The 13020-nt window shown below is 59.4% G+C and carries 6 protein-coding genes; 5 read left to right on the top strand and 1 reads right to left on the bottom strand.

The window, feature by feature from the left end; all coding sequences use genetic code 11:
• Positions 1 to 12 precede the first annotated feature (12 nt).
• From M1D89_RS02120 to trxA, 5 genes are all read left to right on the top strand, one after another.
• Positions 13 to 516: an NUDIX hydrolase gene (locus tag M1D89_RS02120; protein WP_026005276.1), complete on the top strand. Its 504-nt coding sequence runs from the start codon at positions 13 to 15 to the stop codon at positions 514 to 516.
• Between the two features lie 26 nt (positions 517 to 542).
• Positions 543 to 2561 carry a murein biosynthesis integral membrane protein MurJ gene (gene murJ / locus M1D89_RS02115; protein ID WP_498647590.1) on the top strand — a complete coding sequence of 673 codons (2019 nt, stop codon included), beginning with the start codon at positions 543 to 545 and terminating at the stop codon, positions 2559 to 2561.
• A 138-nt stretch (positions 2562 to 2699) separates the two neighbouring features.
• Positions 2700 to 4412 carry an ABC transporter substrate-binding protein gene (locus M1D89_RS02110; RefSeq protein WP_498647589.1) on the top strand — a complete coding sequence of 571 codons (1713 nt, stop codon included), beginning with the start codon at positions 2700 to 2702 and terminating at the stop codon, positions 4410 to 4412.
• Positions 4413 to 4641: 229 nt separating this feature from the next.
• Positions 4642 to 5598: a thioredoxin-disulfide reductase gene (gene trxB / locus M1D89_RS02105; RefSeq protein WP_207595578.1), complete on the top strand. Its 957-nt coding sequence runs from the start codon at positions 4642 to 4644 to the stop codon at positions 5596 to 5598.
• A gap of 34 nt (positions 5599 to 5632) precedes the next feature.
• A complete protein-coding gene (gene trxA, locus M1D89_RS02100; protein ID WP_014923339.1) occupies positions 5633 to 5959 on the top strand; it encodes a thioredoxin in 327 nt (108 codons plus the stop codon).
• 5831 nt (positions 5960 to 11790) lie between these two features.
• Here trxA and M1D89_RS02095 read toward each other — a convergent pair.
• Positions 11791 to 13002 (bottom strand): ParB/RepB/Spo0J family partition protein, encoded by a 1212-nt coding sequence (locus M1D89_RS02095; protein ID WP_498647586.1) that lies wholly within the window; start codon positions 13000 to 13002, stop codon positions 11791 to 11793.
• Between the last annotated feature and the right edge of the window lie 18 nt (positions 13003 to 13020).

Genomic DNA, 13020 nt, shown 5'->3' with positions numbered 1-13020 from the left:
ACAAACGCACCGTTGCCGTCGGCAATCGGCGCGCACGTCGCGCCTGCCCAGCAGCACCCGGTGCAGGCCTCGCTTCCCACTGTGGAGGAAGTGTCCGCCGGTGGCGTTGTAGTGGACACGTCCGACGGCGAACTCCGGGTTGCGATTATCGCCCGCCTAAATAGGGGTGGCCGGCTTGAGTGGTGCCTCCCGAAGGGCCATCCGGAGGGTCGCGAGAACAACGAGGAAGCCGCTGTCCGTGAGATCGCCGAGGAAACCGGCATCGAAGGCAGCATCCTGGCACCCCTCGGCAGCATCGACTACTGGTTCACTGTGAGCGGCCACCGTGTCCACAAGACCGTGCACCATTTTCTTCTCCGGGCAACGGGCGGAGAGCTAACCATCGAGAATGATCCGGACCAGGAAGCCGTTGACGCCGCCTGGGTTCCCATCCAGGAACTGGCCCGAAAATTGTCCTTCCCGAATGAACGCCGCATCGCTGATTTGGCACGGGAAGTGCTGCCCGAACACCTCTGACCCGGGTACATGGGACGATAAAGGCGATGTCTGAAGCCAAAACAACCCAGTCCGTTCAATCCGGAGAAGCACGTTCCAGCGCCATCATGGCAGCAGGAACGCTAGTTTCGCGGTTCCTTGGCTTCGCCAAAACGTGGATGCTCGGTGCCGCCCTCGGCCTGGGCTCCACCATCAACGACACGTTCATTAACGCGAACAACCTGCCGAACCTGATCTTCCTGCTAGTGGCCGGCGGCGTGTTCAATGCAGTCCTCGTCCCTCAGATCATCAAGGCCAGCAAGGCCCCGGACCGGGGTGCGGACTACATCAGCCGCCTGCTGACGTTGGCAGTCCTGGTGCTTCTGGCGCTGACAGCGCTGGTGACACTAGCGGCGCCCTTGGTCATCGACCTCACCACGCAGGGCTACTCCGAGCAGCAAAAAGCCTTGGCAGTCACCTTCGCTTTCTGGTGTCTGCCTCAGATCTTCTTCTACGGGCTCTACGCCCTCCTCACGCAGGTGCTGAACGCCCACGGAGCGTTCGGCCCCGCCATGTGGGCCCCCATCCTCAACAACCTGGTGGCCATCGCCGGCCTGGGGATGTTCATTTGGATTCTGGGCGAGAACATCCATAACCCGCACACTTTGGACAATTGGGGACCCACCCAGACGCTGCTGCTTGCCGGCTTCTCCACTTTTGGTGTGGTCGCCCAGACTGCCATCCTGCTGATTCCTGTCTTCCGTTTGCGCCTAGGGCTCCGGCCTCGGTTCGGCTGGCGCGGCGTTGGACTGGGCCAGGCAGCCAAGTTGAGCGTCTGGACGTTGGCGACTGCCGCCGTCGGGCAATTGGCGTTCTTGTACGTCATGAGGATCGCCACCATTCCCGGTGCCGAGCGCCTCCGGTTGGACAATGCAGGAGACAAAGCGGCCGCGGCTGTTCTTCCCGGTAACGCCGTCCTGGAAGTCGCGAGCCAGCTGTACTTGCTGCCACACTCGATCATCGCCCTGTCCTTGGCTACCGTCCTCTTCAACCGCATGACACGCGCGTCGCAGGATGGCAACAAAGATGAACTGCGCGACGCCCTTTCCCACGGCCTCCGCACCATGGCCGTTGCTACGGTTTTCGGTGCCCTGGCGCTGTTCGCCTTGGCTGGTCCGCTGGGCATGTTCTTCTCCGGCGGCCAGCCTCAGGACGGCGTCATGCTGGCCCAAACGCTCACCATCCTTGCCCTGAGCACACCGTTCCTGAGCGCGAACTTCATGATGTCCCGTGTGTTCTACGCCAACGAAGACGCCCGTACGCCCCTGTATGTCCAGTTGTGGCTGGCCGTTATCTATGTGGTGGGCGCGTTCTTCATCCAGTTCCTGCCCGTCGGCCAGATCATCTACGCGATCGCTATCCTTTACACGCTGGGCAATATCCTCTCCGTGGTGATCAGCGTCGTGTTCCTGCGCCGCTTGCTGGGCCACCTCGACGGTCCCCGCATCGCCAATTCGTACATCCGCATGGGCTACGCGGGCCTGGGATCTGCGCTTGCCGGGGCTGGGGCCTTGTGGCTTTTGGGCAGCTACCGTGCCGACGGTTTCGCATGGAGCAGCCGCCCGGCCGCCCTGGTGACTGTGGTCGTCGTCGGGCCGGTCATGCTCCTCGCGTACCTGGTCCTTCTTCGCGTCTTCCATGTCACCGAACTGCGCGACCTCCTGCGTCCGCTGATGGGTCGCCTGGGTAGGGGCGCACCGGCACCGGTTACCGGCTCAGCACCGGAACATACGACGCCGGCACGCGCCACGGTTTCGGACGATACCGGTCTGATTCCGCGCATCTCCGGCGAGTTCGACGCCACCTCCTTCCGGGCAGGGCCGGCACTGGCTCCTCAGCGGACTCAGGAACCTGCCACAGAAGAATCACCTGATGCACCCAAGACCTACCTACCGGAGGAAGACACGCCCAGCACGGCACGCGGCGGCAAGTTCCGTCCGCAGGTCCCACTGCCGGGTCGGCGCACCTACCAAGGTGACGCCGGGCAGAATCCGTACTTCCCCGCAAAGGGCAGCCACAGGAAGTAAGCCGGTGGCGCCAACATGGCGGCGGGCCTGAATCCGCTAGGCTAGAAACGAATATAGGTAGTTGCAAAAGCGGCTCAACCGGCTCACCGGGGGAGCCACGTGCAGGACCGCAGCTCCCGGACAGCCTAGGAGGAACACGTGTCCCACCCGATCGACGTCGGATCAGTACTTGGCGGCCGCTACAAGGTCACGGCCAATGTATTGACCTCGCATGACCAAGATCAGGTGCTCGACGGCGTGGACCAGGTCCTCAACCGTCCCGTGAGCATCCTTGTCGCCGGTCCCGGAAATGCCGAACAGGTGGCCCAGAGCGCCCGGGAAGTAGCCACTGGGGAGAGGCCGGGCCACGTTCAGATCCTGGACTTGGGCATCAGTGAAAACACCACGTACCTGATCACCAACCACAGCACCGCCCCGGATCTGCTGGACCTTGTGGTCGCCACGAACCCGCCGTACATCGAGCCTTTCTTCACCGAGACGCTCGGAAGCGAGATCTTCGGCCAGCCGCGCACCTATGAACCTGAGACGTACGACGGTCTGTACGAGGATGATGAGCACGACGCTGAGTACATCCAGTACGACGAAAACGGCTACCCCATTCCTTCCGAGTCCGACGGTGAGCCTGAACCTGTTGCTCCCGCACGCACCGCGCCTCATGTACCGCCCATGCCCTCGTCCAGCCCCTCTTCGCCAAAAAGCGGGATCGCGGGGAAGCTGGCTGCGGCTGCTGCCGGTGCCGGAGCAGCGGGTGTTGCTGCCGCTGCAGCGCTGAAACACGCGGGTTCCAAGAATAACGACGCCGGTGCTGGCGCTACTGGTTCTGCCGACGCTGGCGCTGGTGCTAACGGCGCTGGTTCCAGGGGCGGAGCATCTCCTGCTGTTGCATCACAGCCGCCCACTCAGGCCGTTTCATCGCAGCCCGTTTCGACTTCGCCCGTCTCGTCGCAGCCAGCCAGCCGTGAGTCTGCTAGCCGCGAGCCTGCTGCGGAGCCGAAGGTTTCCCTGTGGTCCGAAGAGGATTACGGCTTTAGCGGTTCAGGCGCCGGTGCAGCTGCTGGTGGTACCGGTGTAGCTGCTGGTGCTTCCGGTGTAGCGAACCGTGGCACCGACTCCGGGTACGAGCGCGCGGCAAGCAGCTTCCCGGCGTCGTCGGCTGTTACGGACGATTACGCGGACGAGGACGTTTACGAAGACGAAGCTCCTGAGAAGGAACCGCGTTCCCTGCGGTGGCTGGTAGGCGGCCTTCTCGCCGCCGTCTTGGTGGTCGGGCTCGTCCTTGCGGTGACCAATCTCGGCAGCCTCCTGCCCAGTGGCGCACCTGCCGCGACGCAAAGCACGCCTGCACCTCAATCTTCCGCCGCGGAAACCGAGGAGCCTGCGCCTACTGAAGCTCCGGCCCCGGCCACACCACCGGAAATTGAAGGCATCACGCGTCTCGGCGACTTCCCCTTCGCCGCCACCTATGACAAGGACCTTGCCAGGGCCTTTGACGGTAACGCTGCCAGCTACTGGTCGGACATGGAATTCGCCTCGGCAAACTGGGGTGGGCTCTTCGAAGACATGCCCCTTGTTGTTAAGCTCAAGGAACCCACCGAGGTCAAATCCGTAGTACTGAACCAGTTGGGTGGCTCTGGCGGCAGCATCAGCGTCTACACCAACGATCGTCCTGCAATGGACGGCGCGAAACTGGTGGGCACCAACAGCTTCACGTCCCCGGAACTGACCATGCCACTTGCAGCACCGACCCAGACCCAGTACGTCATCGTAGTCATCAGCGCACTCCCGAAGCTGGCTGCGCCGAAGACGCGGTTCGGATTCGGACTGCGCCTGGCTGAGGTCACGGTTCAGTAGCCAAACCCAACTAGGTAGCAGTAGAGGCCGTTTTGACTCGTCAGAACGGCCTCTACTGCTACCTACATTGGCGTCACCGCTTAGATTCGGGATGCCCGCAGACGGTACCCTGAATGATGGTGGCTTTTAGGGTCCCCAACTCCAACGGAATATTTGGAAAGCAACAGGGGTTGAGTCAGGTGGCTGCCCCGAAAGCCGCAGCATCGACTAAGGAAGAGGTTCACGCCACGTGAGCATTGCAGAAAACAGCGCATCGCAGGTGCGTGACGTCATCATTGTAGGTTCAGGCCCTGCCGGCTATACAGCCGCCGTTTACACCGCCCGCGCCAACATGAAGCCTCTGCTCATTGCCGGTTCCGTCACTGCTGGTGGCGAACTGATGAACACCACGGACGTGGAAAACTACCCGGGTTTCCCGGATGGCATCATGGGCCCGGACCTGATGGAGAACTTCGAAAAGCAGGCCGCGCGTTTCGGCACCGAAATCCAGTTTGAGGACGTCACCGAGCTGGACCTCGACGGCGACATCAAGACTGTGACCATCGGAACGGGGGAGACCTTCCAGGCGAAGGCCATCATCCTGTCCACAGGTTCGGCATACCGCGAGCTCGGACTGGCCAACGAAAAGCGCCTGTCCGGCCACGGCGTTAGCTGGTGTGCAACCTGCGACGGTTTCTTTTTCAAGGATCAGGACATCGCCGTAATCGGTGGTGGCGACTCCGCCATGGAGGAGGCACTGTTCCTCACCAAGTTCGCTAAGTCCGTTACCGTTGTCCACCGCCGCGATACCCTCAAGGCTTCAAAGATCATGGGTGACCGCGCCCAGGCTCACGAGAAGATCAACTTTGTCTGGAACACCGCCGTCGAGGATGTACTCGGTGAAGACAAGGTCACCGGCTTGAAGCTGAAGAACCTGGTGGACGGCACCGAATCCGAACTCGCAGTCACCGGCGTGTTCGTGGCCATCGGCAACGACCCCCGCACGGATCTCATCAAGGGCAAGGTTGATTTGACCCCCGAGGGAACCATCGCCGTAGAAGGCCGTAGCTCCCGGACCAACATCAAGGGTGTCTTCGCCGCGGGCGATGTCATCGACCCCACGTACCGCCAGGCCATCACGGCTTCGGGCTCCGGTTGTGTGGCTGCCCTTGACGTAGAGCACTACCTCGCAGACCTGCACTCCTAAGCTGCATCCAAGCAACCATACGAAGGGAAAAGTTATGAGCAACGCAAAAGATGTAACTGACGCAAGCTTCAGCACGGATGTCTTGGCTTCCGAGAAGCCGGTCATCGTGGACTTCTGGGCAGAGTGGTGCGGTCCCTGCCGCAAGCTCGGTCCCATCCTCGACGAGATCTCCGTTGAGTACAGCGAAAAGGTTGACGTTGTGAAGCTCAACGTCGACGACAACCCCGCCATCGCAGCCGAATATGGCATCACCTCCATCCCGGCCGTGTACCTGTTCAGTGGGGGAGAAGTAAAGAGCACTGTCATCGGCGCCAAGCCGAAGCAGTTCTTCGAGAAGGAATTTGCGGACGTCCTGTCCTAGGCTTCGCTTCTGATCTGATTCGTCGAAGGCCGGCGGTTGCTGCTCCTGAGGGGGCGGGAACCGTCGGTTTTTTGCTGACTAGAACCAAGTCAACCTGAATCAGTCTCTTTAACGAGCTAACTGCTCCCAAAGGCTCGCACGATCTCGGAATCGGCAAATTCACTTGTCCCTACCAGGGGTAGGCAGAAGTTGGGGCCACTCTCACATCCCGCGCCCTTCCGCCCGGCCCTCTCTCACACCCCGCGCCCTTCCGCCCGGCCCTCTCTCACACCCCGCGCCCTTCCGCCCGGCCCTCTCTCACACCCCGCGCCCTTCCGCCCGGCCCTCTCTCACACCCCGCGCCCTTCCGCCCGGCCCTCTCTCACATCCCGCACTTTAGAATCGCCACCCGTCAGACCAAAGTTGCGTCCGTCCGCAACTCGGGTAGACCGCTTCGGGTCGGCTAGACCAGTGGCTTACCAACGAGGATCATCAGCGTATCGGCTAATGGACCTAAAAGAATCGGCTAAAGGACTTAAAGGAGTTGTCGGAGTGACGGCCGAATGACTCCGACTCTCATCCAGGACTCTGCGCGACTACACTCTCTCAAAGGAATCGCAACAACCGCGGTGCGATTGACTAGTCTCCGGTTGCTTTCTGAGACCACCGCTGCTGACTGAACCCAATATAAGTTCCATGCCGTCGCCGCTCCAACGTCATTCTGTGGCTAGTCGAAGCCGGGAAGTTCCGTGGTGACTTGGTTCATCTACTTCTGATTGACCAGCAACTGACACCTCCCGGCAGCTCGTTTCACGTGAAACGAGGGCGCCGACGAACTATTCGGATTTTTGTGTCCCGAGCGAACGTCGGTCGTGAGCTTGTTTCACGTGAAACATACCCGCGCACACACCGCAGAACTTTGTCCTGGAAAGTGTTGGGACGCCGAGAAACTTGGATAGAAATCAAGAACAATGCAGCAATTAACTGCCTGAGATTCGGTCCAGCGGCCTCTCCCTGCGACCGCTACTCTGCCTGCCACACCGGGGTCTTAGCCCCGGATATGCATTCAGCGGTTGATGGTAGGCCATAGAGAACCTGAAAGAGACAACGCAGCGATGGCAAACCAGACTGAGGTGATCTCTACGCTTATCAGACGCGATGTGAAGTATGGCGGATGCAGAATCTGTGCACGAGGCGCGCGAGGCTGCACCAGATCGCCATTTGGCGATTCTTTGGACAAGATCCCAGGGTCGTGTCCCCGTAGACCCGCTTCCTTTGGTCCTTCTGGTGCAATTGAGTGAGCCCGTCAAGGGCACGGAGGAGCCTGAAAGGGCCCTGGTAGGGCAGCAGGGCGGCCCCAAGCGTGGTCCAACGCGTTGGGCAGCCGAGCCGCCGCAGAGCAGGCCGGCGACCCGCACTCCAGTGGTCTACGGCGGCCATACTTGGCTAGCGGACGTCTGAGACTGGCGGACATCGACTTTGAAGGCTCGTCGAGAGACACTGCAAGAGCCGCCGTTCTATCAGGGTCGTCCGACGTAAGAGGAGCTAGGGACCGCACTTGGTCTTGGCATTGAATCCCAGGCGCCCTCCCTAGCCACACAACCACTGGTCGGGCCACGTCGTAGGGCAGCATCGCCCCTAATGCAGAACCTCGGTTCAACCCAACATGCCACGTCGGTTGCCAGTGCGAGTCAATAGTGTCGGAAGCGAGTTGGGGCCCATGGTTTTCAAAGACACCCCCCCCAATCTCGGCAAACTCTACAAAGATTCCCAAACTCACCGCATCCTAGCGTGCCACCAAACGACCTAGCTTCGTGGTTGTACCCCTTGGGGCAGACAGTCGGCATTTGTATAGGCTGGCAGCGTTTCACATGAAACAAGATATTGGCATTCGTCACCTAGCCCGGCAGTTCAGCGCCTACTTTCATCTAGTATCGGATCAGTTGCCAGCGACCTTGATCCCACATTGCACCTATCACCACTTCTCAGACTCCATAGGAGTCAACGACCAAAAGAACCAAACGGCTCCCAGAGCTCCGGTCGCATCCAGTATCGACTATGGAACGGAGGAGCACTAAGCCGGCTCAGGGGGCGCGGAGTCGATCATATCGTCGTTGCAACAGCCCGAAACCCAGCTAGCATCTGGCCTTGACGCAGTGGCGAGCTCGAGCCGCGCGGCGGGGCCACAGGTCCTGACTGCTAGTCAATCGTCGCTTGGGGCACTGAGCGCGAGTAAGTCGGAGAAAGAAACAACAACATCCAATCGTCACCAATGCAGCCTCCAGATTAGAATCGGCGGCCACATGTAGCCACTCGACTTACCCCGCGGACCAGCTCCTGGCAGTGGTCTTGGCGGAAGCCGGCAAGTACCACTGCCTCAGATATTCGTACCTTGGACAACGACAATCGCTGCCCGACGCATCCGCTGACTCATCCGCGGGCATCGGACTAGGAAAGTATAGAGTCCATCCAATGATCACAGCTCATATGGAACCGTCACTGACGGTTCACTAGAAGCAGCACTGTTTCACGTGAAACGCTGCTGCAAGGACTGCTGAGTGTTTCACGTGAAACATCGCGTCCCCATTGATTTGCCCTATCGCGCGTATTATCTGATATGAGCCAGCGAGCTCTGAAACAAATCGGAGCGTACGGAGGTGGGCGGGAACAGCGAAAGCTCGACGGCCGCTAACTGAGACTTCACTACGTGGCCAGGCCCTGGCCCTTACTAGGGGAGCGCAGCCACCGCGTAGCAGTGGCATGTAAGGCCGCGAACACCTGTGGGCGGAACTCAGCGCGGACCTGACCTGAGTGGACAAACTGTCTCGTCAGACTACTCGTCAAGACAAGACATCGGATGAATCAAGGGCGCAGGCGTTGGCTTCCTGCTGACCGTCGCAGAAGAATCCACGCCAGGGGCTGTCTTCCCCGTATAGCGAATAGGTCCCGAGGCGAGCCTATATCTGTGGGAGACGTAGGCCTCGCGGCTGCATGTTGAAGGCGGGTAATCCAGAGCATCGCCTAGCCGCGACCTTTGTGCGGCTTGGCTCGGAGGTCGCCAGATTCAGTCGATCTTATCCACTGACTTATGCACATCGTTATCCACAGGGTTATCCACCGCTCATGACGTTGCCAACACGTGACCACCGAGAGGCTTCCCTGTTCGCCAATTCGACGGATCGCTCCACGCAGAAGTGCTTGGTCTAGCGATACCGCTAAGCGGTCGGTTCCGGAGCGCCGGACCAGCAACAGTACAGGTGAAATCAACGAAAAATGGGCTATCTTCGCCATCCAACAACGGGGGTATCTCATCCGGCACTCCAACTTAGAGCTCTTCGTATTCCGCCCAACAACGATCTATCCGAACTGCAAGTCGGTCCGTCACCAAGCGGGCTACGCCCGACGATAACCAGCACAAACGCACATAGTTATCCCCAAAGTTTTCCACAGTGATATCCACCGGCTTATCCACCGCGCTTCCCTTGGCTGTAATGACCTTACCGCCCCGAACAGAACCGGCGGCGCTCTGTTTCACGTGAAACAAATCGCTCTTCCTCGGGCAGTCGGCACAGCTTCAGCCGTCCAACAACGGCCTCTGATGGTAGGTCTACCATGTCCCTGCGATGACCAGTCAGTGAGTCAACGACTGCGACATCCATAAGGGTCGCAAGTCTATTCGCCAACATCAGACCAATCGTGGTCAAGATCACTGAGTTCCGCAGTCGTGTCTCGAGTTGCTGGAGCGGTCTCAGCTACTGCGTGTCCGACACCGGCCCCTTCATTCACGGCACACATGCCCAGCGCCGGAAGCCGATCGACAGCGTGGCTCACTATTAGCGGGCGAGACTCCGCCGTTTGTCCCGCTATGTCGCACACTTCCAGGGTGGTGGAGTGGCCCTCTCGAATTGAACCTCCGGATCCAAGCGAGCCTGAAAAATGAGACACGAACCCCCGCAGACTCTGCAAAGCGCACATCACGTTCCGTTAGTGGAACAACCGACCACGTCAGATGGAATGTACCTACCGACATCAAGCAGATTGCTAGCTCCCCATCTGCAGTCCCAGTACCTCAGTGCCCTTCATGTACATACAGACGCCCCGGACCAGGAATGGGGGAGCGCGGACTTAATGTCCACAACACGTCGTCGCTGTCACCAAAGCGGTGCGGGCTCTGCCATGCTGGGCTCCGTCCGCCATAGAAGTAGTCCCTCGTCATACGTCGAGTATGAAGATGATCGCCTCTGCGGATGCCGGCCTTCTCGATAGAGCAGGCCCATAGCGCACCCTAGAACACGACCTTGACGGGGTTCCAGGGCGAGCTCCAGTCCTAAACCTCCCGTTTCTGCATTCTCCACTCATTTCTCGGGATTCTCGGCTGCGCGTGCTCGTACCCAGCTCTTGGCTAGTTAGTTGGGCTAGAGGGTGTCGCTCCATCCCCAGGTTGCACACCCGCGACGCAAGATGTCACGCAAACGAATGGCCACGCAGAACCAAGCCAGCTCAAGGAGATACCCGGTTTCCCTTGTGCGACCAGTCCCGGGTCCCACTCACAAGCCGCTCGTGCTCTTACTCAGAGACTTAGGAATTGGGAATTTGATCGCTAGAGATTGTGGGGATAGCAGAACCAATAGGAATGCGCCGGCGACGGCCGCTTAGGTCCACAGAGTCAACACACCCACCAAAGGTGATTTGCTGAGGGAGTTCGCAATAGTCGGTGCGAAGATCAGCACGTTCATATACGGCTGGTTAAGATTTATGGGGGGAGGCCAGCTGAACGGATACCTGGCATGACTGATCAAACCAACAGGGGTTTTCGGCGCCGCACGAAGCGGCGCTTGTTTCACGTGAAACGGGTGGTCCAATCAGTTGCCGTCTGACCGTTTCGAGGGGTGCTGCAGCGACCCGGGCGCTACTCGATAGGTACCGCAGCAACTCAGAGTGTTAGTAGCCTCAGCCATCGAACATGCGCGGGTGTCTCGAAAGAATGTTTGCGTTCGGGAACAAGGCCTTGCTCATTGCCCTCCACTTCACCCGAACAACCCAGTGTTTCACGTGAAACACCGGAAACCCTTGAGCGCATATAGCCTTCCAAACGCACAGCAGGGTCAACAAATGGAATACAGGCCTGATTTGCTGGGATCAGGTTCGACCCACCGGTGCACAAAAGGGTCACGCCTCAGGTACTCCCACTGAAAGACAGTGCTCACAGCGAAAGCGCAGGCTTAACATGTTTCACGTGAAACTCACTGTCCTGGCCATCAGACAGGCCGGCATACCCGAGTTCCGTACCCAACTCCTACGTCTACCGGGCCCAAGCGCCTACCAATGGCCGGATCGTTCGTAAGGAGAAGGCCGATCCTGGCATAACTGCTCGTGTCTGGCGGGCCGGGGGCCCGTTCCAAAGAAGACGGCACATTCGTGACAGCGACGACCTTGGATAAGGGTGCAGGAGCTTCAGCGGCAAATCTGACAATAGGATGGGTATTTCCGGTGCGCGTCTCATGCTGGTGGTGACCCCACCTGCACTGCCAAAGTGACCAGGAACGCCTGGTAGATCACTGTGGTGGGCTCGTCCATTTGTGCGAAGGGGCACACGGGCTAGTGCAGCAGTACTTAGACGTATACGCCTCAGCGTCCTCTGGTTACCATTCCCCTCAAGAGTCGGCCCTGCTGTAGACATTGCCCCTGGTTCAGTTCGGCTACCGTTTTTTGAACTAGCGGGAACAGCTTGTTTCACGTGAAACACTAAAAAGTCAGTAGCAGGAGAATGAGACACCGCAGTAATCGCACATGAAGTGAACAAAAAATGGGGCCCACATAGTATGTGAGCCCCATTCAACCGACAACAGGATCTAATCTTCGGCGCCAGGGCCCAAGACATCCATAATCCGGTTGAGATCCTCCACGCTAGCGAACTCAATACTGACGCGTCCCTTGCGTGCACCCAAAGTAATCTTCACGTTAGTGTCCAAACGGTCCGACAGCGATGATGCCAGGTAGTCCAAGCGTTCGTGTCGGGCATTGGGCTTCGGGATGCTACTCTTTGCAGGCGTAGTGGGGTCTTGGTACAGGGCCACAGATTCCTCAGTAGCTCGTACTGACATGCCTTCGGCCACAATCTTCTGTGCCATACGCTCCATGGCCGCAGCATCGGGGAGTGCAAGCAAGGCCCGTGCATGCCCGGCGGACAAAACGCCCGCGGCTACTCGGCGCTGAACCAACGGCGGAAGCTTGAGAAGACGCAGCGTGTTGGACACCTGCGGACGGGAACGACCAATCCGGTCGGCCAACTGTTCATGCGTGGTACCGAAGTCTTCCAAAAGCTGCTGGTATGCCGCGGCTTCTTCCAAAGGATTCAGCTGACTACGGTGCAGGTTTTCCAGAAGAGCGTCGCGGAGAAGGTCGTCGTCGGTGGTATCGCGAACAATCGCCGGGATCGTTTCGAGTCCGGCAGCCTGCACTGCACGCCAGCGACGTTCACCCATGACCAATTCATATGGCTCTCCACCCTTTTCGGTTGAAGTACGTACAACAATTGGCTGGAGGACTCCGATTTCGCGCACAGAGTGCACCAGCTCGGCCATGTCATCTTCATCGAAGACCGAACGAGGCTGTTTGCGGTTAGGGTGGATGTCGCCGACGGGGATTTCAGCAAACCGAGCGCCAGGGACCTCCACAAGCTCCACGTCCGGTGCGGAGCTCTCGGTTGCAGCGGAAGGCGCTGCGGCCCCCGTCGAACCTGCTTCATCATCAACTGGTTTGCCAGCAGCGGCAGTGCGCGAAGCTGCGGGCTTCGAACCCAACCTTGCAGATGCCGATGTCTTGGTGCTGGAGGATTTCGTCGCCGAAGCCTTACCTGGTGATTTCGCAGCAGCTGGTTTGGCATCACCAGCACCCGATTCTTCAAGCACGGGCGCTACCGTTGGAGGCTCCTCGGTTTTGCGGGCCTCAGGAAAAAATAGATCCACGGGACGGGACGGGGCAGCACCGTTCCCCTGGGCCGCGGCCGAGCTAGGAATGAGAGCCCCAAGACCCCTGCCGAGGCCCCTTCGCTTTTCGCTCATTGAATCATCCCTCCGATG

It is taken from the genome of Arthrobacter sp. D3-18 (genome assembly GCF_054408525.1).
The sequence above is the reverse complement of the archived record's forward strand: the minus strand, read 5'-3'. Positions and strand labels throughout refer to the sequence as shown.

What these genes read in the sequence shown, in the direction of transcription:
- murJ (WP_498647590.1), top strand. Translation starts at nt 543, where the DNA reads ATGTCTGAAGCCAAAACAACCCAGTCCGTTCAATCCGGAGAAGCACGT.
- trxA (WP_014923339.1), top strand. Translation starts at nt 5,633, where the DNA reads ATGAGCAACGCAAAAGATGTAACTGACGCAAGCTTCAGCACGGATGTC.
- M1D89_RS02095 (WP_498647586.1), bottom strand. Translation starts at nt 13,002, where the DNA reads ATGAGCGAAAAGCGAAGGGGCCTCGGCAGGGGTCTTGGGGCTCTCATT.